18 protein-coding genes are annotated in these 21,837 nt (G+C 70.0%); 12 read left to right on the forward strand and 6 right to left on the reverse strand.

Annotation, left to right across the window (positions count from 1 at the left end; translation table 11 throughout):
• Window positions 1-2: 2 nt before the first annotated feature.
• A complete protein-coding gene (locus AB0G50_RS21295) occupies window positions 3-785 on the reverse strand; it encodes an MBL fold metallo-hydrolase (RefSeq protein WP_360111211.1) in 783 nt (260 codons plus the stop codon).
• Window positions 786-872: 87 nt separating this feature from the next.
• On the opposite strand from AB0G50_RS21295, the gene AB0G50_RS21300 reads away from it, so the two are divergent.
• Together AB0G50_RS21300 and AB0G50_RS21305 are read left to right on the forward strand one after the other, a co-directional pair.
• Window positions 873-1,475, forward strand: a complete 603-nt coding sequence (locus tag AB0G50_RS21300) for a TetR/AcrR family transcriptional regulator (RefSeq protein WP_360111214.1) — start codon at window positions 873-875, stop codon at window positions 1,473-1,475.
• Window positions 1,476-2,206: 731 nt separating this feature from the next.
• Window positions 2,207-4,117, forward strand: a complete 1,911-nt coding sequence (locus AB0G50_RS21305; RefSeq protein WP_360111216.1) for a hypothetical protein — start codon at window positions 2,207-2,209, stop codon at window positions 4,115-4,117.
• Between the two features lie 190 nt (window positions 4,118-4,307).
• Here the strand turns inward: AB0G50_RS21305 and AB0G50_RS21310 are convergent, their stop codons facing one another.
• Window positions 4,308-5,003 (reverse strand): tetratricopeptide repeat protein, encoded by a 696-nt coding sequence (locus tag AB0G50_RS21310; protein WP_360111219.1) that lies wholly within the window; start codon window positions 5,001-5,003, stop codon window positions 4,308-4,310.
• A gap of 886 nt (window positions 5,004-5,889) precedes the next feature.
• On the opposite strand from AB0G50_RS21310, the gene AB0G50_RS21315 reads away from it, so the two are divergent.
• Entirely contained in the window at window positions 5,890-6,474 is a 585-nt protein-coding gene (locus AB0G50_RS21315; protein ID WP_360111222.1) for a hypothetical protein, read from the forward strand.
• 83 nt (window positions 6,475-6,557) lie between these two features.
• On the opposite strand, the gene AB0G50_RS21320 is transcribed toward AB0G50_RS21315, so the two are convergent.
• Window positions 6,558-7,382 carry a DUF72 domain-containing protein gene (locus AB0G50_RS21320; RefSeq protein ID WP_360111397.1) on the reverse strand — a complete coding sequence of 275 codons (825 nt, stop codon included), beginning with the start codon at window positions 7,380-7,382 and terminating at the stop codon, window positions 6,558-6,560.
• Window positions 7,383-7,806: 424 nt separating this feature from the next.
• On the opposite strand from AB0G50_RS21320, the gene AB0G50_RS21325 reads away from it, so the two are divergent.
• From AB0G50_RS21325 to AB0G50_RS21345, 5 genes are all read left to right on the forward strand, one after another.
• Window positions 7,807-8,325, forward strand: coding sequence for a hypothetical protein (locus AB0G50_RS21325; protein WP_360111225.1), 519 nt, complete (start codon window positions 7,807-7,809; stop codon window positions 8,323-8,325).
• A 275-nt stretch (window positions 8,326-8,600) separates the two neighbouring features.
• Complete coding sequence (locus AB0G50_RS21330) at window positions 8,601-10,223, forward strand: IPT/TIG domain-containing protein (protein WP_360111228.1); 1,623 nt, start codon at window positions 8,601-8,603, stop codon at window positions 10,221-10,223.
• A 353-nt stretch (window positions 10,224-10,576) separates the two neighbouring features.
• On the forward strand, window positions 10,577-10,936 hold the full coding sequence (locus AB0G50_RS21335; RefSeq protein WP_360111231.1) for a hypothetical protein: 360 nt from the start codon (window positions 10,577-10,579) through the stop codon (window positions 10,934-10,936).
• A complete protein-coding gene (locus tag AB0G50_RS21340) occupies window positions 10,933-13,305 on the forward strand; it encodes a tetratricopeptide repeat protein (protein ID WP_360111234.1) in 2,373 nt (790 codons plus the stop codon). Before AB0G50_RS21335 ends, AB0G50_RS21340 begins: the two co-directional genes overlap by 4 nt.
• 156 nt (window positions 13,306-13,461) lie before the next feature.
• Entirely contained in the window at window positions 13,462-14,025 is a 564-nt protein-coding gene (locus tag AB0G50_RS21345; RefSeq protein ID WP_360111237.1) for a hypothetical protein, read from the forward strand.
• 966 nt (window positions 14,026-14,991) lie between these two features.
• On the opposite strand, the gene AB0G50_RS21350 is transcribed toward AB0G50_RS21345, so the two are convergent.
• Both AB0G50_RS21350 and AB0G50_RS21355 read right to left on the reverse strand, forming a co-directional pair.
• Entirely contained in the window at window positions 14,992-17,493 is a 2,502-nt protein-coding gene (locus AB0G50_RS21350) for a hypothetical protein (protein WP_360111240.1), read from the reverse strand.
• Between the two features lie 342 nt (window positions 17,494-17,835).
• Window positions 17,836-18,432 carry a TetR/AcrR family transcriptional regulator gene (locus AB0G50_RS21355; protein WP_360111243.1) on the reverse strand — a complete coding sequence of 199 codons (597 nt, stop codon included), beginning with the start codon at window positions 18,430-18,432 and terminating at the stop codon, window positions 17,836-17,838.
• A gap of 90 nt (window positions 18,433-18,522) precedes the next feature.
• Here AB0G50_RS21355 and AB0G50_RS21360 point away from each other — a divergent pair, with 90 nt between their 5' ends.
• From AB0G50_RS21360 to AB0G50_RS21370, 3 genes are all read left to right on the forward strand, one after another.
• Window positions 18,523-19,482, forward strand: a complete 960-nt coding sequence (locus AB0G50_RS21360; protein WP_360111246.1) for a 2-dehydropantoate 2-reductase N-terminal domain-containing protein — start codon at window positions 18,523-18,525, stop codon at window positions 19,480-19,482.
• A 147-nt stretch (window positions 19,483-19,629) separates the two neighbouring features.
• The gene (locus tag AB0G50_RS21365; protein ID WP_360111249.1) at window positions 19,630-19,947 is read left to right on the forward strand and encodes a hypothetical protein; all 318 of its coding nucleotides are present in this window, start codon (window positions 19,630-19,632) and stop codon (window positions 19,945-19,947) included.
• Window positions 19,948-20,033: 86 nt separating this feature from the next.
• Complete coding sequence (locus AB0G50_RS21370; protein WP_360111252.1) at window positions 20,034-20,573, forward strand: AAA family ATPase; 540 nt, start codon at window positions 20,034-20,036, stop codon at window positions 20,571-20,573.
• An 85-nt stretch (window positions 20,574-20,658) separates the two neighbouring features.
• Here AB0G50_RS21370 and AB0G50_RS21375 read toward each other — a convergent pair whose 3' ends face one another.
• Window positions 20,659-21,066, reverse strand: a complete 408-nt coding sequence (locus AB0G50_RS21375) for a RidA family protein (protein ID WP_360111255.1) — start codon at window positions 21,064-21,066, stop codon at window positions 20,659-20,661.
• 172 nt (window positions 21,067-21,238) lie between these two features.
• Between AB0G50_RS21375 and AB0G50_RS21380 the strand changes: the two genes are divergently transcribed.
• A complete protein-coding gene (locus AB0G50_RS21380; protein ID WP_360111257.1) occupies window positions 21,239-21,805 on the forward strand; it encodes a dihydrofolate reductase family protein in 567 nt (188 codons plus the stop codon).
• Window positions 21,806-21,837 lie beyond the last annotated feature (32 nt).

Raw genomic sequence — 21,837 nt, forward strand, 5'->3', positions numbered from 1 at the left:
GATCATGCGGCCAGGTCCAGCCATTCCCCGACGGGCAGTACGTGTGCGCGCTGTCCGGCGTGCGCGCGGAACTCCGCCTCCGGGTCGGAGACCTCGACGTAGCCCGGGTTCTTGTCCGGCTGTTCCGCCTCGTAGTGCATCGGCACGGCGTACCGGGCGTCCAGGATCGTCGCGGCCGCGGCGGCCTGCTCCGGGTCCATCGCGGCGGGCAGGGGACTCGGCGGCCGCAGGTGCGGCACGTCGACCACCGCGCCGTTGGCGGGCAGGAACGCCGCGTCGAACGGGCCGAACCGGCGCGCGACGAGCCACCAGTACCCGTGGAACATCGTGTCGCCGCCGTGGAAGACCTGCTGCCCGTCGGCCCGCACCACCCAGTTCAGCTGCGGGTCGCCCAGTCCGTCGACGGCGGGGATCGCGGTGACGCGGAACGGGCCGACCTCGCGGGTGCACCAGGCGTCCACGACCTCGGTGGCCATCCGGTGCCGGGTCAGTTCGCGCTCGGCGGGCAGTGTCGTCACGTTGTCCTCGTCGTCGCCGTGGCCGGGCGCCGGTCGGAGTACCGGTGCCCCCGGCGCCAGGACGCCCGCGAGCGCGGCCACGTCGGCGTGGTCCCGGTGCAGGTGGGTGAGCAGCGCGGCGGTGACCGGTCCGCTCGGTGCCACCAGGCCCTCGCCTGCCTTCCAGCCGGGGAACACGGGCGACAGATTCCGCACGTGGTCGATCACCAGCCGCTCGCCGCCCGCCTCGATCTCCAACCCGGCCCAGCCCAGTCGTCGCGTCCGCATCCGGTGCTCCTCCCTGTGGTCGTGACGGAAGTTAGCGTACGGGCGTCCGCTAAACAATAGCGAACGTGCGTACGCTATCCTCGTCGCATGTCACCGCGACGCTCAGCGGCCGAGGCGCAGGCCACCCGGGGCCGGATCCTCGACCGCGCCGCCGAGATCGCCTCCGAGGAAGGGCTGGACGGCATCACCATCGGCCGGCTCGCCGAGGAGCTGGAGATGAGCAAGTCCGGGGTGCACAAGCACTTCGGCACCAAGCAGACGCTCCAGATCTCCACAGTGGACAAGGCATTCGTGGACTTCTGGCACCGGGTGGTCGAGCCCGCGCTGGCCGAGCCGCCGGGCCTGCGGCGACTACGTGCGGTGTGCGCCAACTCGGTGGGGTACCTGGAGGCCCCCCTGTTGCCCGGCGGCTGCCTGATGACCGCGGCGCTCACCGAGTACGACGGCCGGCCCGGCCCGGTCCGCGACGCGGTGGCCGAGGTGTGGGCGCGCTGGCGGGACCGACTGCGGACGGACCTGACCGCGGCGGTGGACAACGGCGAGCTGCCCGCCGGGTTCGACGTCGACCAGGCGCTGTTCGAGATCATCGCCGCCGGGCTGGCGCTGAACGCGGCCATGCAGCTCCAGCACGACCGGGCGGCCGCGGCCTACGCCCGCCGCGCGATCGAACGGGCACTGGACCAGCGCTGACCACGCGCCAGACCAGGCAAACCCGGCCCCTTCCCCCTGTGTTGCGGGTCGACCTCCGATCCGACGCGAGCGGGGCCGGGTGTCGGCGGAGTTGTTCACGGCCCGGATCCCGGGAGTGACGCGGTCGTGCCGCCGGGCACCCGTCCACAGAAATGGCGAGTGTCCATCGCCAGGGCCGGTGAGCCCGGCGACCGGCGCACCTGGCCGTCCAACCCGTGCAGGAACACCCCGACCAACACCACCGACCCCGACGGCCTCGGACACCCCGCACCCGCACCTGTCCATCGCCCACCACCGGGCAACCGCCGCCACCGACATTCCACGGCAGAACGAACATCCGCTCATGCCGCAGAGCGGGCAGCTCGACGTACACGCTGTTCTGCCGATGAGCGGACGTTCGCGACGGCAGAGATCGCCAGTTGTCCGGATCGGGCCAACTCTTCGGATTCCGGATCTACCGTTCGGGCCACGCTTCGGGTGTTCGGACCTACCTTTCGGGCCGCTGTGGGGATCGCGCGACCGGGTGGCGTTCAAGGCGACGGCGCGGGCGTGCGCGTTGCCGGGCCGGCGCTACGAGGTGGTCGACGCGGTCGAGCCGCGGAACAAGCTCGGGGAACACCTCGACCGGCGGGGAGCAGCCCCGGACGTCACGGTGTCCGGTAGGCGATCCACAACCGGAACACCCCGACGGCCGACTACCACCGCAGACCCGCGTGATCCACAGTTGGCGGGTGAGCGACTCGCAGACGCCGCCCGTCCTGGACAACCTCAGCCCTGTGGAGGAAGCGGTCATCGCTGCCGCCTGCCGAGGCACCTGGACACGACCCGACACCGACCTGACGCCCGAGCAACTCGCCGACACCGAGGACCCGGGACTGCGGGTGCGGGCGGAACTGATCCGGGAACTGCTGATGGGCCGCCGCGGCGAACTCGATCCCCGCGGCGTACTCATCCGGGGTGTGCGAGTGGTCGGAAAGCTGGACCTGGACCACGTCGTCGCGGTCACCGGCCTCGCGCTCTTCGCCTGCTCACTACCGGACGGCATCACCTGCAGGCACGCCCGACTCCGCCAGGTGGACCTGCGCCACAGCACGATCACCGCCGTCGACGCCGTGAGTGTCCGCACCGACGGCGACCTGTCGCTGGGCGGCGCGCACCTCACCGGGAGCGGTGAACTCGGCGCGTTGCGACTGCTCGGCGCCCACATCGGCGGCCAACTCGACCTCGACCGCACCGCCGTCACCAACACCACCGGCCCCGCCCTGCACGCCGACCGCGTCCGCACCGACAGCGACCTGTTCCTGGACGGCGCGCACCTCACCGGCAGCGGCGAGGACGGCGCGTTACGACTGCTGGGCGCCCACATCGGCGGCCAACTCGTCCTCGACCGCACCACCGTCACCAACACCACCGGCCCCGCCCTGCACGCCGACGGCGTCCGCACCGACGGCATCCTGTCGCTGGACGGCGCGCACCTCACCGGGAGTGGTGAACTCGGCGCGTTACGACTGCTCGGCGCCCACATCGGCGGCCAACTCGACCTCGACCGCACCGCCGTCACCAACACCACCGGCCCCGCCCTGGGCGCCGACGGCGTCCGCACCGACGGCCCCCTGTTCCTGCGCGACGCGAACCTCACCGGCAGCGGCGAAAACGGCGCATTACGACTGCTCAGCGCCCACATCGGCGGCCAACTCGACCTCGACCGCACCGCCGTCACCAACACCACCGGCCCCGCCCTGCACGCCGACCGCGTCCGCACCGACGGCATCCTGTTCCTGCGCGACGCGAACCTCACCGGCAGCGGTGAAGACGGCGCGTTACGACTGCTCAGCGCCCACATCGGCGGCCAAGCCGACTTGACCGGAACGCGGTTGACCAACGAGTCCGGACCGCTGCTGGTGTTGACGGAGGCCACGGTGGACGCGGCGTTGTTCCTTCCCGCCGTGCTGGTGTGTCCGCGGGCCGGCCGGACATCAGGCCCTCGTCCTTGCCCGGACAGCTCCCGCCGACTCGTCGTGCACGGGCTGGTGTTCCCTCAGCTTCGGGGCATCTCGTGGCGGCAGTGGTTGCACCTGCTCGTGCACCACACCCCCGGCTACCTGCCCCAGCCCTACCAACAACTCGCCGCCGTCGAACGCGCCGCCGGACACGACAACAACGCCCGCCACATCCTCATCACCCAACAAGACGACCTCCGCCGACGCGCCCCCGACGCCCTCGGCGGACACCTCGCCCGCGCACGGCACCGGCTGTGGGGCCGGCTGGGCCGCTACGGCTACCGCGCCCACCGCCTCGTCACCGCACTGCTCACCGTCCTGCTCCTCGCCGGAGCCACCGGCTACACCGCCGGACAAGTCCCCACCCGGCCAGACCACCACGCCGCCGAACGCGTCACGCCCCCGACCACCCCGACCACCGCGGCAGGCGTCCCGTGCTCCACCGCCGAACTCATCGGCCTCGGCATCGACCGCGGCCTGCCGTTGGGCGCCACCGGCCTGCGCGCCCGCTGCGACCTCGACACCAGCAGCCGGAAGGGCCAGGCCTTCACCTACCTGCTGTGGGCACTGCAAGCCCTCGTCTGGGCACTGGCCACCCTCACCGTCGCCGCCTACACCGGCCTCATCCGCAAACCCGCCTGACGACACCCCAACCGACGCCCAACACTGCGGCGACAGGGCTGTCGACCACCGAATCCCGCGATCCGAAAACCAGACCCGAACAACCCGGCGCACCCACGCCCGGACCAAGCCTTCGGACCGCAGCTCAACGCGCTCCTGCCCCGAAGGGTTCAGGCGGAACGGACACCAGTCGCGCCGACGGAGTTGTTGATCAGGTTCGGCGGGCTTGGCCCAGGTTCTGTCGGATGATCTTCGTGGTGGGGTGATCGGGTCCGAGGGCGCGTTCACAGTCGGTGAGGGTGGCTTCGTGCAGCGGGATCGCCCTGCCCAGGTCACCGGCGGACCCGTAGGCGACGGCGAGGTTGTTGCGGGAGGTCAGGCTGTCCAGGTGGTCGGGCCCGAGGAGGCGTTGCCGGCTGTGGGTGGCTCGGGCGTGGTGGGTGGTGGCGGTGTCGGTGGTGGTGTGGTCCAGCAGGGCGCGGGCGTGGGGCAGGACCAGGCGGTAGGTGGGCCAATCCGCCGGTGACCACGGGTCAGGACCGTCCAGGGCGGTTGCGAGGGTGGTGGTGGCGGTGTCGCGTGCGGAGGCGATGTCGCCGGGCAGACGGTGGGGATCTTCGTCAGCGGGGGTGCGGGTGACGGCCTGTACCAGGCGGTGCACCGACACAGTGGACCCGGTCAGGCTGATCATGCTGTGCGCGGCCAGACGGCCCAACGCCTCGTGCATGTCGGGTTCCGTGCCGAGGCCGGCGAGGAAGTCGCGTGGGACCTGGTCGGAGGCCCACCAAGCCGGCACCCGCGACACCGTTCCCGCGAGCGGGGTGTCGGTCAGGTGGTCGAGGGTGACGTGCCAGACCCGGGCGATCGTGCGTCGCGCGTCGCCGCCCTCCCCGGTCGCGGTGAACATCCGGGCCGGGAACCTGTCGAGTGATGCGGTTCTGGGCGATGTAGGCCCCGGCCTGCTCGACGGCCAACGGCAGGAACCCCAACTCCGCGCACAGGTCACCCACTCCCGGCAGGACCGCGTCCGACCACTCCGCCACCACCAGACGAGCCTGGCGGCTGGTGACCACCACCGTGCCCGTCCGCACCCGCCCCAACACCCCGGCCGCGTCCGCCGGGGTGGTCAGGTTGTCCAACACCACCAACCACCCGTCGTGGCGGGCCCAGCCACCGGATGCCCAACTCCACCCGCTGCTCCACCGGCAACACTGCGACCTCCGACGCCACCGCCACCGCCAGGTCCGCACCCCCGCCTCGACAGCCGATGGCGAATCCGCGATCACCCACCACACCGGCGAAAACCTGTCCGCGTGCAACTCGGCGAGCCGGGCCGCCAACGTCGACTTCCCCACCCCACCCAAACCGTGTACCGCCACCACCACCGCACGACCACCCGAACCCGTGACAGCGGCGTCCAACCGTGCCAACTCGCCCGACCGGCCCACGAACACACCCGAACCCACCGGCACACGGCCCACGCCCACTGCGGCGGCCACGGCCTCCATCGCCGGCACCACCGGCGCCTGCGCAAAGGTCACGTCCCCCCGCCACCATCCGCCCCTATGCCAGAACCACCGGCCGTCACCACATCCGGCACTGCCACCGGACACAACGCACAACTGCCGACACCACCACTTCGAGACCGGACGAACATCCGCTCGTGCTGCGGACAGGGCAGCTGATTCGACGTGCGCCTTTGCCGAGGAGCGGATAAACGTGCTGCGTGCGTCATGTCTTCGCGCGTAGGTTCAGCGGGTCCCAGTCGACTACCGGTCCGGGAAGGTGATCGCGTGTCGGAGGAGGACCTGTCCTCCCTGTGGCGGCGGCGGTGGCCAGGGTGCCCGCCGTTGGCCGACACCCTGAAGCACGCCCACGGCGACCGATGGGTGCGCTTCCACAGCCTGCCCGGGTCCAAGCGCTATCCCGACGACGACACCGAGTACGACATCGTGCTCCACCGCTACAACACGGTCCTGGACGAACTGTTCCGCGGGCAGGAGGTCCGGATCGTCACCTCCGACTGGTCGACCACGCCCCGCCCGCCGGGACTGTCGGACCGGCACGCGAGCCTGAACCCGGATGCCCGCTACTGGACGTCCGTACCCACCGACGAGACCGAGACGGACCCGGAGTTCATCACCTACACCCACCTCCACGTCGCCCGCAGGCCATGGCGGCCCGGGCTCGTCGACGACCTGCTCCGCGCCGCGGCCGACGACACCGCCCACGACGTGATGATCACCAGCCTGTCCTTCGACCGCGTCCACCACCCCTACGACGGAGGCGCGGACGTACTCCTGCCCACGACCGGCGAACGGGACACCCTGAGGCAGAACCACGCGGACTGGCTCTCACACCACCCCCTCGGCCTCTGAACAACCCGCCCACCGGCGGGGGCACGAGGCCAGTGGTCGCGATGCGACTTGTGGAGGGTGTCCCGCGCGGTTGCGGTATCGCTTCAGAACAGGGTCGCGGGTTCGACGGGCTCGGGTTCGGGCAGGGGGTCGAGGTCGGGTACGAGTGTTCGGACGTCGTCGTGGAACCGGCGGGCGAGCGCGGGTGCGTCGTCGTTGTCGGGGGTGTGCAGGAACACGGTCGGCGACCGGCCCTCGCGCAGCCAGTCGGCGACCGTCGCGACCCACGGCTGCCACCCCTGGACCGTCTCCTCGACCGAGTCGCCGCCCAGGTAGCGGACGATCGGCCGGTCGGTCAGCGCCCGCGTCCGCCGCGGCAGTCGCGGTTTCTTCGCCCAGGCGTCCCGGGCGGCGTCACTGGCCGGGGTGCTCTGGAAGAACACGGTGGTGTCGAACGGGATCCACTCGGCGTCCGCGTCGGCGAGCACGGACTCCAGCAGGGACGTCGAGCCGGGTTCGGTGAAGAACCGGGGGTGGCGCACCTCGACGGCGCGCTCACGGTCGGCGGGGAGTCTGCGCAGGAACCGCGCCAAGGCGTCGACGTCCGAGGGGCCGAACGAGCCGGGCAGTTGGGTCCACAGGACCGCCCGCTCGCCGAGGGGCTCGACCGCGTCCAGGAACGCCCGCATCTCGGCCTCGACACCGACCAACCGGCGCTCGTGCGTGACGATCTTGGGCAGCTTGACCACGAAGCGGAAACCGGGACCGGTCTGCCGCGCCCACGTCACGACCGTGTCCCGCGCGGGGGTCGCGTAGAAGGTGGTGTTGCCCTCGACCGCGTTGCACCAACCGGCGTAGGCCCGCAGGCGCTCGCCGGGCGGCAACGACCGCGGCACGAACCGCGCCCGCCACGCCTTGTGGGACCACATCGCGCAGCCGACGTGAAGACACGCCACCCCATCAACTCCATCGATCGCGGGAGTGAAGACAGCACGCGGGTCCAATCGACAGCAGCAACCGGACATCCGCTCCAGCCTCGGAGATCGTAGTCCAATGCCCGCGACCACCACATCGGACAACCCGGAATGCACTCTCATGCCGCGGTGAGCGGTCGCATTCTCCACGTCCAGCCCCGCCCGGCGCGGGTGGTCGCCCGGTTCGCGGGCGGTTGCGAGCGGCCTCGTCGCGTGAATTGGTTCGCCGGTGAATGGATTACCGTGGAATCGACGGGTCTTACCGCACACTCTGTGTGATTTCGAGTGTGGTGGCGCAGACCTGAATGGTGGGTTTCCGGGTGCGCCGCTCGTGATAGGAATCTACCGTCACCTCCCATCGTGATCGAAGGAGCGCGTGATGCGAAGATTCGTTGTCCTGGCCGTGGTTTCGTCCGTGGTGGCGGGGTTTTTCCTGGCGCCCGCCGTCGCGGTGGCCGACACCGGCGGTGTGACTTGTGCCGGTACGCAAACGGTCACCTATTCGCCGGGGATCGTTCTCCAGCCGTCGGTTCAGACCATCCACTTCTCGCACGTCCTCGCCCCGTGCTCGTCCACCACCGTGCCCGGGTTGACCGCGGGGTTCAGCGAGGGGACGGCGACCAGGTCCGCGTCGTGCCTCGACCTGCTCGAGTCCGACAGCGCGGTGCTCACGTTCCACTGGAACACCGGTGAGAGCAGTGTTTTCACCTACGACCGGACGGTCACCACGGTCGGCGGTTCGACGGTCGTCACCCTCACCGGCTCCGTCACGGCCGGGTTGTTCGCGGGCGCCGCGGCGGTGATGGTCGTGATCGGGCCCGCGGTCAACCTGCTCGCCTGCCTGTACGCGCCCGGATTGGCCGGCCGTTCCGGTGTGGTCGCCCTCGAGATCACCTGACGCACGGAATCTCGTCTTTCCGGAGTCACTCGTTCGCCGGGATCGACCACTCCTTCGGGTGCCCGGTCGCACCTGACCGTCGGTGCGGGGCGGATGATGCTTGTCCGGCACCGCGGAGGCGACTTCGCCGGACACGGTGCGGTGGGTCCGGGTGGGAATTCGCCCACGCACTGCGATTATCTTCGCGCGTTCGTATTTCGCGAGTGTTGCCGGTGCCGCGCGCACGAAGTGGAAAGCTCCGCGATGCCGCCGTGGCGGTGGGCGCCTCGCTGGCCGTGACTGCCCAGCCGGCCGCCGCGGCGGTGGAACGGCATCCGTTCGTCTACGTCGCCAACAGCGGCTCGAACACCTTGACCGCCTACGACGCCGCCACGTCCGCGGTGGTCGGGACGATCGTCGTCGGCGCGACCCCGGACGGCGATTTCCTGTACGTGACCAGGAACGGCGGCGGGGTCGCGGTGGTCGACACGGCCGCGGCGAGCGTCGTGACGACCACCCCAGTCGGGTCCGGCCCTCTCGGCATCGCGATCGCGCCGAACGGGTCCCGCGCCGTGGTCGCCAACACCGGCTCCAACTCGGTGTCGGTGATCGACACCGCCACGAACGCGGTGACCTCGACCGTCGGGGTCGGCTCCATCCCGGTCACCGTCGCGATCACGCCGGACAGCGCCACGGCGTACGTGGCCAACCTGGGGGCGGGCACCGTCTCCGTGGTCGACCTCGCGACGGCGACGGTCACCGCCACCGTGGGCGGGCCCTCCGACCAGATCACCGGAGTGGCCGTCGCCCCGAACGGCGCCACCGCCTACGTCGCCCGGTACGGCTCCGGCTCCGTCGCGGTGATCGACACCGCCACCACCACGTTGACCACCACGGTCACCGTCGGGGCCATCCCGGCGGGCGTGGTCGTCAGTCCCGACAGCAGCCGCGCCTACGTCGCGAACATCGGCCCGGACACGGTGTCGGTGATCGACACCTCCACCAACACCGACACCTCCACCTTCGGCGTCGGCTCCGGGCCCTACGGCCTGACCACCGCGAACGTGGTCCAACCCAGGGTCACCGCGCTCAGCCCGGCCACCGGCCCGCCGTCGGGCGGCACCACCGTCGCCGTCACCGGAACCGGGTTCACCGGCGCCACGGCGGTGTTGTTCGGCACCACCGCCGCGACCTCGTACACCGTCGTCGGCCCGACCTCGATCACCGCGGTCGCACCCGCCCACGCCGTCAGTACCGTCGACGTCACCGTGACCGCGGTCGGCGGCACCAGCGCGACCTCGACCGCGGACCGGTACACCTACGCCGACGCGGACGTGTCGGTCACGGTGGCGGACTCCGCCGACCCGGTCGCCCTCGGCGGCGACCCCTACACCTACACCGTCACGACGGCCAACGCGGGACCGGCCGCCGCGACCGGGGTCTCGGTGTCCACCACGCTGTCCGGCACCGCGCGCTCCATCGACTCCGCCGCCACCTCGCAGGGCTCCTGCACGATCAGCGCGCCCACCGTGACCTGCTCGCTCGGCGCCGTCGCCGCGTCCGGCACGGCCACCGTGACCATCACGGTCACCCCGTCGACCACCGGCACCATCACCGCCACCTCGACGGCGTCGGCCACCGAGAACGACCCCAACGCCGCCGACAACACCGCCGCGCAGTCCACCACGGTGAACAACGCGCTCGGGTGCACCATCACCGGCACCCCCGGCAACGACACCCTCAACGGCACCAACGGAAACGACGTCATCTGCGGCCTCGGCGGCACCGACATCATGAGCGGCTCCAACGGCAACGACTCCATCGACGTCCAGGACGGCACCGGCGGCGACACCGCCAACGGCGGCCTCGGCACCGACACCTGCACCGTCGACGGCACGGACACCACCACCGGCTGCTGACCCGGTCCGCACGGCGGTGCGCGCACGACCCGTCCGCGCACCGCCGTGCCGTCTCCGCGGACGGCGCGCCCGGTCACGTTCGTCGTCGGGAGTTTCCACGGCGACGCCGAGGTCGGCGAACGCCGACGCGAACCTGAGCCCTTCTCCGTCCGGCAGGGCGAATCCCGTCACACCGGACGCGGGTGTAATGCGTGCCCCGGGGTGTGCGAAACGTCGGGTGCGGGAACCTGTGTCGACCGGTGCCTTCGCGGGCGGCAGGAGTTCGCGGCGCCGGCCGGGTCGGTCGTGTTCAGTGGGGGTGGGTTGTGGTTTCTCCGCGTGGCATTCGGTGGGTGGGGCGTGGTGTTTTCGGTGTGATCGTGGCGGGGTTGGCGGTGTACCTGTTCGTGGTGGGCCTGGACGAGGCGGACAAGGTGGGCAGCAGCATCGGCGGCGTGGTGGCGGTGGCGGCGCTCGTGGCGCCGTACCTGCTGCCGCCGGCGCGTGGCGGGCGGGGCGAGAGGGGCACGGTGGCGTCGAAGGGCGACGAGTCGGACGGAACGGTCGTGGAGAGTTCCGGGAGTGCCGAGGCCTCCGGCGGTGGTGAGGCGAACACCGGCGTCGAGACCGCGCGGGACGGCACGGGGGCGATCCGCGTGACCGGGTCGGGGAAGGCGGTCGCGAACGGCTCGGGGTCGGTGGCCAACACCGGCGTCCGGCGTCCGCGCTCGTGACCGCACGCGAGCCCCGGCCGGAAGGGGCGCGGGACGTGGTGGAGGTCCACGACTCGGGTGCGGCCACGGCCGACAACGGCGGTGTGGCGAACACCGGGGTGATGGGTGACGTGCGCGTCGAGCATCACCACCATCCGCCCGCTGCGGGGCGGGTGTGGCCGGTGGTGGTGGGATCGCCGCCGCCGTTGGCCTCGGCGTTCCAGCCGCGTGTCGAGGTGCGGGAGCGGGTGCTGGCCGCGCGTCGCCACGGCGAGGACGTGGTGCTGACACAGGAAGGCCGGGAGCCCGCCGGCCGGGGTGGAGCGGGGACGCGGGTGTTGGCGGGTGGGGGCGGCGTCGGCAAGTCGCAGTTGGCGGCGTGGTTCGCCGAACGGGCCGTCGCCGAGGGTGCGGACCTGGTGGTGTGGGTCAACGCCTCGACACCGGAGCAGGTGATCACCGCCTACGCCACCGCGGCGCTGCGGGTCGGGGCGCCCGGCGCGGACGGCTCCGACCCCGCCGCGGACGCCGAGGCGTTGACCGAGTGGCTGCGCACCACCGACCGCAGCTGGTTGGTCGTGCTCGACGACGTGACCGATTCCGCCCACCTGACCGGCCTGTGGCCGCCGCACCGCGAGGGCGGGTGGACGCTGGCCACGACCCGGTTGCGCGAGGCCGCGCTCACCGGATCCGGGCGTCGACGCGTGGACGTCGACACGTTCACCCCCGCCGAGTCGGTCCGGTACCTGCGCGACCGGCTCACCGGCGACGACTGCGCCCACCTGCTCGAAGACCGGGCGACGGAGTTGGCCGACGCGTTGGGGCACCTGCCCTTGGCGTTGTCGCACGCCGCGGCCTACCTGCTCGACCAGCACGTGACGTGCGCGGCCTACCTGGCCCGCTACACCGCCGGAGACCAACGCCTGGACGAGCTGATGCCCGCCGGGGTGGACCCGGACGCCTACGGCAGACCGGTGGCCGTCGCGCTCCTGCTGTCCCTGGACGCCGCCGACACCCGACCCCCGGTCGGGCTGGCCCGACCGGCCCTGGCCTTGGCCGCGGTCTGCGACCCCGACGGCCACCCCGACACGCTCTGGGCCACCCCGCCGGTCACCGACTACCTCACCGCCCACCGCACCCGCCCGTCCGACGACGGCCCGGTGACCGCCGAGCAGGCCCGCAAGGCGCTGCGCACACTGCACCGCTACGGCCTGCTCGTCCACACCCCCGCCGCCGACCACCACGCGGTGCGCATCCACGCCCTCACCGCCCGCGCCACCCGCGAAACCGCCACCCCCGACCCCGCCACCGTCGCCCGCGCCGCCGCCGACGCCCTCCTGCACCTGTGGCCCGACAACGACCGCGCCACCACCGACCTGCTCACCACCCTGATCGCCAACACCACCACCCTCGCCACCGTCGCCGGCGACCTCCTCTGGCACCCCGACGGCCACCCGCTCCTCTACGAGGCGGGCAACGGCCTGCTCCACACCGGACTCCAGGCCCCGGCCATCACCTACTGGCACAACACCATGACAAGATCCGAACGCATCCTCGGCCCGGAGCACCTGCACACGCTGACCGCGCGGGGGAGCCTCGCCGTCTCGTACTCGCAGGCGGGTCGCACGGATGACGCGATCACCATCGAGGAGCGGTTGGTCGTGGACATGACACGGCTGCTGGGCCCGCACCACCCGTCCACGCTGACCTGCTGGGGCAACCTCGCCGCCTCCTACGGGCAGGCGGGTCGCATGGCCGACGCGATCACCATCGACGAGCAGGTGTCGGCAACTCGGGAACACCTGCTGGGCGAGGAACACCCGGACACCCTGACCGCGCGGCTCAACGTTGCCGCCTCGTACGGGCAGGCGGGTCGGACGGACGACGCGATCGCCATCCTGGAGCGGTTGGTCGTGGACATGGAACACCTGGTGGGCAGAGAACACCCGGACACCCTGGACGCGCGGCACAACCTCGCCGCCTCGTACGGGCAGGCGGGTCGCACCGACGACGCGATCGCCATCCTGGAGCAGTTGGTCGTGGACATGGCGGGACTACTGGGCGAGCAGCACCCCGGCACGCTGATGGCGCGGGGCAGCCTCGCCAACGCGTACGGGCAGGCGGGTCGCACGGACGAAGCGATCACCATCGAAAGGCAGGTGATCGTGGACAGGACACGGCTACTGGGCGAGCAGCACCCGCACATCCTGACGGAGTGGGCCAACCTCGCGGCCACTCTCCAGCGGGCGGGTCGCGTCGCCGACGCGATCGGCATCCAGGAGCAGGTGTTGGCGGATCGGGAACGCCTGCTCGGCGAACAGCACCCGGACACCCTCACGGCACGTGCCAAACTCGCCCTCTACCGGAAGGCGGACGGACCTTCCCACTAACGCGGATCCCACCGCCGGGTGTCGACGATTCGACTGACCGGGCAACTGGTTTGCGGCTTCTCGGCCGATGTCGGGACGATGTTCGTCGGGTGACGCGGGGCGTCGGTCGGGTGGAGGTTCCCGTGTCGCGTTTCGTCGGGGGAAAGGGGCGTTGAGGTGTGCCGGATCGATCACACGGCGGTGGCGGCGGCGGTCGGGGCGCTGGCGGCGGCGTACCCGCACCTGGCGGGGGAGGGGGCGACGCACCCCGCGTTGGCGGGGTGCGAGGACGTGGCGTGGGCGGCGATCGCCGGATGTCCGGGGGAGGTGCCGGTCGTGCTGCGCGGCCTGCTCGACGCCGGTGCGGCCGAGGAGGCCGAGCGGGTGTTGGGGAGTCTGGTGATGGCGGGGCCGATGCGCATCGGTGCCGCGATGCCGGCGGTCGTGCCGTTCCTGTTGCGCCTGGTGGCCGATCCCTCGGTGCCCCGGCGGAACGAACTGTTCGAGCTGGTGCTCCTGGCCGCCGGCCTCTGTAGGCCCACCGATCCCGACAGCGCCTGGTCGCTGGCGATCGACGGCCGCGAAGAGGACCACCCCGAACGGGCCGAGTGCCGGGCGGCGTTCACCGCCGACGCGGATCTGGTGAGCCGGCTGCTCGCCGACACCGCCCTGCTGACAGCCGCGAAGTTGCGCGACTACGAATCCGCCCACCTGCTCGAGGCCGCCGGGCTCCAGGCGTGAACGGTGCCGTGCCGACAACCCGGCCATCGCGCCCTGCGGAGAGGGCTGTGAAAACCCGTCGAGGTGACAGCCTTGTCCTACTGTTTCATCGATTCGTCAATAATCTGCAAGGAATTGTCGGCCGAGACCCGATGCAGGAAGTTCAAGGCAACGTGCCATCGGCTGGATTGAAGAGCCAGTGCCGCCGTTCGCACGGCGGATCGCGCATCTCCGGCTTGGAGCAAGATTTCTGCCAGCGCCATCAGTGCCGAGCTTTGTTCTTCGTGCTGGGAGATGGACCGGGCCACGTCGATCGCTTGCTCGACCTCTCCCGCTGTCGCCAGTGATTCTGCTATTTTCTTCAGGGTGTCGTCCTGACGGCCTGAATCGGTGATGGACCGGGCAACGGCGACCGCCCGCTCAACTCGTCCCGCGGTCACGAGCGCTTCGGCTATTGCCCCAAGAATGGGGCCCTGACGGTCGGGGTCGGCGACGAGGCCGGCCACGCCTGCCGCCTCATTCAGAATCTCGATTGCCAAGTCGTGATAGCCGCTCCGTGTCAGCGCCTTGGACACTGTCGTCAAAGCGTTGGCCTGGTGGCCCGGCTCGGCGATGAAACGAGCTGTACTAATCGCTTGTTGGGTACGACCGGCGCTCGCCAGAACTTCGGCTGTCGTCGCCAAGGCCTGATATTGCTGTTCAGGCTCTACGCCGGCATGGGCGACTTGGATCGCCTCGTCCAGTAAATCGGCCGCCAGATCTTGACGATCCGCTCTGGACAGCTCGAGCGCGACCGCTATCAAGGCGCGGCCGCGATAATCTGGTTCGACGATAGCACGTGCCAGTTCGACTGCCTTGTCATGACCCCGGATTCTCGCCATGGGAATACACAGTTGCCATAAAGCAGATCCCGATTCTTTGGTATCAGTAAGAGATGCGGCAGTTTCTGCCGCTTCGGCAAGGAGGTCGAATGCGGTATCCCGCCGATCAACTTCGGTCAGCGTTTCTGCAAGTGCCGCCAGTGAGCTGCACAGGAATTGCGTATTGGTAATCTCGCGAGCGGCGTCGACCGCTTCGATGAGTAATTCGGCTGCCAGCTCTCGGTGGTCGGCGCTGTTTAGCGCTCTCGCCACCTTTGACAAGGCCTCGCATCGATCGTCTGGTTTGGTGATCGAGCGGGCGATCGCAATCGCCTTGTCGTGTCCGCTGATCTCCGCGAGAGGCCTTGTCAGGAGCCTCAATGTAAATGACCTGCTGCTGCCCCTGGTGATGGCATTGGCGGCGTCGACTGCTTCGGTGAGTAATTCGGCTGCCAGCGCTTGGTGGTAGTGCTCTGGCGACCTTTGACAGGGCGTCGCATCGATGGTCTGGTTTGGTGATCGAGCGGGCGATCGCAATCGCCTTGTCGTGTCCACTGATCTCCGCAAGCGGATTTATCAGGAAGCTCAATATGAGTGACTTGTTGCTGTCGCTGGTGATCGTATTGGCGGCGTCGACTGCTTCGGTGAGTAATTCGGCGGCCAACTCTTGGTGGTCGGCGTTGTTCAGTGCTCTGGCGACCCTTGACAAGGCGTCGCATCGATGGTCTGGTTCGGTGATCGAGCGGGCGATCGCAATCGCCTTGTCGTGTTCACTGATCTCCGCAAGAGGCCTTGCCAGGAGCCTCACTGCGAATAACTTGCCGCTGCCCCTGGTGATGGCATTGGCGGCGTCGACTGCTTCGGTGAGTAATTCGGCTGCCAGCTCTTGGTGGTCGGCGTTGCTCAGCGCCTTCGCAACCGTTGACAGGGCGTCGCATCGATGGCCTGGTTCGGTGATCGAGCGGGCGATCGCAATCGCCTTGTCGTGCCCACTGATCTCCGTAAGCGGATTTATCGGGAGCCTCAATGTGAATGACTTGTTGCTGTCGCTGGTGATCGTATTGGCGGCGTCGACTGCTTCGGTGAGTAATTCGGCTGCCAGCTCTTGGTGGTCGGCGTTGCTCAGCGCCTTCGCAACCGTTGACAGGGCGTCGCATCGATGGCCTGGTTCGGTGATCGAGCGGGCGATCGCAATCGCCTTGTCGTGCCCACTGATCTCCGTAAGCGGATTTATCGGGAGCCTCAATGTGAATGACTTGTTGCTGTCGCTGGTGATCGTATTGGCGGCGCCGACTGCTTCGGTGAGTAATTCGGCGGCCAACTCTGGGTGATCGGCTGCGGCCGATCTCAGTGCGACATACCTCAAAGCATCGCTGCGATCTTTTGCATCGGTTATGGAACGAGCCAGGCCTGCGGCGCGAGGATGACGACCCAAGTCTGCCCATGCCATGGGTAGCTCGGGGCGGATATTGCTATTGCGGTCGTAGAAACGGTCACGATGTAGTGCCAAACGTGCAGTGGCGACAATATTCACCGGATCGTGGGCAATCTGGGAATCCAGTGTGGCGACAATCTGGGTGTAGGCAGTATTGTCGTTGCCGGTAACGGCGAAAAGTCGGTCGTGTCGGCGGCGGTCGATGCACAAGTCGGTCGCGCCGTCGAGGTCGCCTGTGCTCAACAGCATCGTGTGATAACCACGCAAAAGGTATTCTGGCGTGTCGTGGGGCCAGCCTGCGTCGGCGAATTCGGCAGCCCACGCGTGAATTCTGCTTCGATACTCGCCGATTTGCATTGCTCCGAACATGTCCAGGGCAGTGATCTGGAGTTGTTCGTGTCCTAGCAGGTACACCTCGGGTGCGGATTCGGAGCTCAAATGGCTGTTGCGGCGGGTGAAACTGCGCCCGGTAACCGCGTGGAGTTGTCGTTCGACCCGCCACAATTGCTGCTTGCTCAAGTTCGACAAATCTTCCGCGGTCAAACCACCGCCTGCGGCGGTGAGCAATCCCAGCACGTCCCGACTTGTTTCCGCTCCGTCCAGCAGGCTCAGCAGTTCGTTCTCCATCTGCGTCCGCAACAACCGTGCCTGCGGTGATGGTCGCAGCACCCGAACAATCTTCGGATCCAGTAGTGGATGATCGGGATTGACATCGCTGGGAACAGGCGGGTCCGGGCGTCCGGCCACCACCACGCGCATGTTCGGGGGCAGCCTGGACGGCAACAGTCCCGCAATGCTGTACGCGTCCGGACCGGTGGTGACACCGCGGTCCTCGTCCAGGCCGTCGACGATCAAGGTCAGCGACACCCCGCGCTCTGTGCAGGCTTTCGCGGCGTCATCGAGCAAACCCAGCAGATGCGCCTCTCGGGTTGCCGGCGTCAGAAAAGGCGGCAGCTGCTCGTCCAACAGCGTCACCAACTGTTCGAGCACGTTGTCCACGAACGCGCTGCGATCGGACTGGCCTGCCAAACGGGCGGTGACGAAGAAAGAAACAACCTGCACGCCGGCTGGTGGGGACAGCACGAAGGTCGCCATCAACGCCGACTTGCCGGCCCACGGACCTGCCCGCCACCAGCGGTATGAACCGGCGGTCGCCGGGTCCGTGCAGAACTCCGCCAACTCGGCGAGCTCCACCTCGCGGCCGACCAACTCCGCGGGAGCGATCCGCTCGACCTGGTGCCGGTAACGTGTCCGCACCGATGTACGGGTCCACAGATTCACGTCACCCGCGGCTTGCACCACAGCGCCTCCGGAAGAGGCGTGCGCCACCTGTTGAACGCCTTCGCCGCCGTGTGGTGTCGCTTCACCTCCTCGCGGGCCTACATCCTCAGTGTCAGGGCGAGACCGCCGAGAAGGCTCGTGCATGCCGCGATCATGCCCTAGGGGATGCGCCTACTGCTCGACCGTGACGCCTATGCCGCCGTGAATCGCACCAAAACCGCCGAATTACGGATCTCGTTCTGTCGTGGCGGGCTTTCACCTCGCGCTCTCCTGGCCACGAGCGGGTCGCCGGCGTCGGAGCCCGTCGAGCACGAGCGTGATGACGCCGTCGGCCTCGGTTCGCCACTCGGGCCGGTCGTGGGCCGCGCCGATGCCGTGCAGCGCCATCATCACGGCACCGGCGTCCACGTCGTCGCGAACCGCGCCGTCCCGCACGGCGGCGGCCACCAGGTCGGTGACGGCGTCCTCCAGTGCGCGACTGCCCTCGGCGAGCGCACCCGAGCGATCGGCCATGAGCGTGGCCAGCGTCCGGGCCAGGCCCTGGTGGGCGGCGATGTGGTCGACCACGCCGCGCAGGAAGGTCGCCAAAGCCTCCGCCGCGGGCAGCGTGTCCCGCAGCCGGTGGGCGTGGGCGGCCAGTGCGGCGACTTCATCGCGGTAGACCGCCTCGGCCAGTGCCTCCCTGGTGGGGAAGTGGCGGTACAGCGTGCCGGTGCCCACCCCCGCCAAGCGGGCGAAGTCGTCGAAGCGCAGGTCGAAGAAGTCGCCGGCGTCGAAGACCTCGCGAGCGGTGGCGAGCAGGGCCTCGCGCTTGCGCTGGGCGTCGGCCCGCAGCGGCTTGTCGACGGGCATGCGCCACCTCGCGTTGACATATGGAGATTATCTCCATATTTTGGCAAATGGAGATGACCTCCAGATCGATCGTACCCCACGAGGTGCAGCGTGAAGATCCTGATGTTCGGCCGAGGCGTGATCGCCACCATCTACGGCTGGGCCCTGGAACGGGCCGGTCACGACGTCGAGTTCTACGTCCGGCCGGGCCGCGCGGCGACGTACGGGGACGTGGTGGACCTCGACCTGCTCGACGCGCGTCGCCGGGTGTGGGGGCAACGCGTGGTGGAGAAGTGGCCGGTGCGCTACCGCGAGGCGCTGGAGCCGGACCACGACTTCGACCTGATCGTGCTCAGCGTGTCGCACCACCGCCTCCCGGAGGCGACGGACTTTCTGGCCCCGCGCGTCGGCCGGGCCACGGTGCTGGTCTTCGGCAACGTCTGGACCGAGCCGGCGGCCGCGATCGGCGCACTCCCGCTCGACCGGGTCGCCTGGGGCTTTCCGCAGGCCGGTGGCGGTTTCGACGCGGACGGCGTGCTCCGCGGGGCGCTGCTGCCGTCGGTCCTCTTCGGCACCCTCGGCCAACCCCCGACCGACCGGGAACAGGCTGTGCGCCAAGCGTTTCGCGAGGCCGGGCTCCGGCTCAAGGAGCGGCCCGACTTCCGCGGCTGGCTGTGGGTCCACTTCGTGTCGGACGCCGGACTGCTCTCCCAGGGCTTGCGGCTGGGTTCCCTGTCCCGGCTCGCCGGGGCGTCGGGCGACCTGCGCGAGGGCCTGCTGACCGGCCGCGAACTCCTGCCGCTCCTGGAGGCACGCGGCGTCGACCTGCGGCGTCATCGGGGCGGCGTGCTGCTGTTCCGGGCTCCCACCTGGCTGACGGCACCCGTGCTCGCCTGGCTGACCGCTCACGTCGCGCTCGCGCGCGCGAGCGTGGCGGCACACACCGACCCCGACGCCGAGGAGCCGCGTGAGGTCTGCCGGGACACCCTGGCCGAAGCGCGACGGCTGGGCATCCGGGTGCCGCGACTGGAGGCGGCGGAACCGCACTTCGCCCGAGAGGCGACAGGCTGAACGGGCGTGCCGGGACACCCCGGAGGAGGTCGGCGCGAGATCGACATCACCCGCCCACCCGCCGCGCTGTCGGTTGTTCGACCGGCAGTACGCGACCGTGCCCGTCGCTACCTTGCGGCAGAGTCCCATCACACCCGGAGGAGCACCATGACGACCACCCGGCGCGTTGTCACCGTTCTGGCCACGGCAGGTCTGGTCATCTCGGCCCTCGGCGCGGGTTCCGCCACCGCCGCCACCAAGGGCAAGATCATCATTTCCAACAACTGCGGCAAGGCGGTACCCACCACGATCCACCGCACCGACGGCTCGCAGATCGCGGGCACCGGCGCCGCGCCGGCGGGCAGCTACTTCTCGTACCCGGTCGACCCCGGCACCTACCTGGTCCGCGTGCCCGCGGGTCAGCGCACCGTGAAGATCCTGGACCTCAGCCCCAAGGCCCACTCGGCCATCGTCCGGGCCTGCTGACGTCCACCACCCGGCAGTGATGGGCACACCGCCGGAGGTCGACGGTCCGTAGGATCACCGCGGCGACCGGGGGCGGGGGAGCGCGGATGAGGATCGGGATTTCCGGTGCGCACGGCACGGGGAAGACGACGTTGGCCGAGGTGGTGTGCGCGGGTCTGCCCGGCCACGTGCTGGAGGACGAGCCGTACCACCTGCTCGAGGAGGACGGGTACGAGTTCGGGTTCCCGCCGTCGGTCGACGACTACCGGGCGATGCTGGCGCGGTCGGTGCGGTGCCTGGGCACGTCGTCGCCGGACGTCGTCTTCGACCGGACGCCGGTGGACTACCTCGCCTACCTGGCCGCGCTGGGCCGCGACCCGGCCGGCGAGGTCGACGCCGAGGTGCTCCGGTCGGTGTTCGCGAGCCTGGACCTGCTGGTCGTCACGGTGATCACGCCGGAGACGGAGCGGACGCTGCCGGGCGCCGAACTGCCCGGGCTCCGGTCGGCGACGAACGACGCGCTGCTCGACCTGGTCCACGCGGACCCGCTGGACGCCTGGCCGGACGTCCCGGTGGTGGAACTCGACGGGCCGCTTGCCGGCAGGGCCCACGTCGTGCTCGCGGCGGCTCGGCACCACCGCGCCTAGACGCGGGCATCGGCGGCGGACCCGCGTGCCGCCGATGCCCGCGTCGGTGTCGCGCGAGTCCGCCGGACCGCGGACCCGACCGGGGTCAGCGGGGAATCGCCACCAGTGCCTCGACCTCGACGGTCAACGGCGGGGCGGCCAGGGCGGCGACGACGATCAGCGTCTGGGGCGGGAAGTCGCCGTGGGGGAACCAGCGGGCGAACGTCTCCGTCATCGCGGCGCGGTAGCCGGGCAGGTGCTCGGTGCCCGACACCATGCTGAACAGCTTCACCAACTGCGCGGGTTCCGCGCCGGCCGCCTCCAGCAGGCGCTCGATGTTGGCGAACACGGCCCGTGCCTGGGACAGCGAGTCCTCGCCCGCGAGGCTGCCGTCGGGCAGCGTGCCGACCTGGCCCGCGAGCACGACCACGTCGTGGTCGGCGGACACGTGCGCCAGGTGGCTGTACGGCCCGGCGGGCGCGGCCACGGTCTCGGGGTTCCAACGCCGGATCATGAGTTCTCCTCATCTAGGTCGGGCTGGGCGGAACCCTATCCCGTCGCCTCCCGGCCCGATCGCACGACCGGCTCCCGCCGTCGATCGGGCAGCGCGGCCCACCGCGGAGGTGACGTGCCCGGCCGGCGTGGCGACGCGATGGGCTCCTCGCGGTCCGGCAGTCTGTACCGCCATGGGATTGCTGACCTACGGGATGAACGTCTCTGTGGACGGTTACACCGTCGACGCGAACGGCGACCTCGGCTGGGGCACGCCGGACGACGAGTTGCACCAGTACTGGAACGACCGGACCGGGCAGGTCGCGCTGTCGCTGTACGGGCGCAGGCTCTACGAGCTGATGTCGGCCCACTGGCCGACCGCGGGCCAGGCGCCCGACGTGCCACCGGTGGAGGCCGAGTACGCCCGGCTGTGGCTCGCGATGCCGAAGGTGGTCTTCTCCCGGACCCTCGACTCGGTCGACTGGAACTCCAGGCTGGAACGGGGTGACGTGGTCGAGACCGCCAGGAGGCTGAAGGCCGAGACCGACGGCCTGATGGAGGTGGGCGGCGCCACGCTCGCCGCGCCCCTGGTCCAGGCCGGTCTCGTGGACGAGTTCCACGTGCTGGTCACGCCGGTCGCGATCGGCGGCGGCACGCCGTTCTTCCCGTCGCTGACCCGGTGGTTGACGTTGGAACTGGTGGAGAACCGCACCTTCGGCTCGGGTGCGGTCCTCCTGCGCTACCGGTCCGTCCGCGACTAGCGGACCGGCCGACGACCGCGACCGGGACGGGT

Source organism: Actinosynnema sp. NPDC020468, assembly GCF_040642015.1.
In the GTDB taxonomy this organism is placed as follows: Bacteria; Actinomycetota; Actinomycetes; order Mycobacteriales; family Pseudonocardiaceae; genus Actinosynnema.

Bases quoted from the DNA above. Each gene is read 5' to 3' on its own strand.
- AB0G50_RS21295 (WP_360111211.1), bottom strand. From the start codon at position 785: ATGCGGACGCGACGACTGGGCTGGGCCGGGTTGGAGATCGAGGCGGGC.
- AB0G50_RS21300 (WP_360111214.1), top strand. From the start codon at position 873: ATGTCACCGCGACGCTCAGCGGCCGAGGCGCAGGCCACCCGGGGCCGG.
- AB0G50_RS21310 (WP_360111219.1), bottom strand. From the start codon at position 5,003: ATGTTCACCGCGACCGGGGAGGGCGGCGACGCGCGACGCACGATCGCC.
- AB0G50_RS21320 (WP_360111397.1), bottom strand. From the start codon at position 7,382: ATGTGGTCCCACAAGGCGTGGCGGGCGCGGTTCGTGCCGCGGTCGTTG.
- AB0G50_RS21325 (WP_360111225.1), top strand. From the start codon at position 7,807: ATGCGAAGATTCGTTGTCCTGGCCGTGGTTTCGTCCGTGGTGGCGGGG.
- AB0G50_RS21355 (WP_360111243.1), bottom strand. From the start codon at position 18,432: ATGCCCGTCGACAAGCCGCTGCGGGCCGACGCCCAGCGCAAGCGCGAG.
- AB0G50_RS21365 (WP_360111249.1), top strand. From the start codon at position 19,630: ATGACGACCACCCGGCGCGTTGTCACCGTTCTGGCCACGGCAGGTCTG.
- AB0G50_RS21370 (WP_360111252.1), top strand. From the start codon at position 20,034: ATGAGGATCGGGATTTCCGGTGCGCACGGCACGGGGAAGACGACGTTG.
- AB0G50_RS21375 (WP_360111255.1), bottom strand. From the start codon at position 21,066: ATGATCCGGCGTTGGAACCCCGAGACCGTGGCCGCGCCCGCCGGGCCG.
- AB0G50_RS21380 (WP_360111257.1), top strand. From the start codon at position 21,239: ATGGGATTGCTGACCTACGGGATGAACGTCTCTGTGGACGGTTACACC.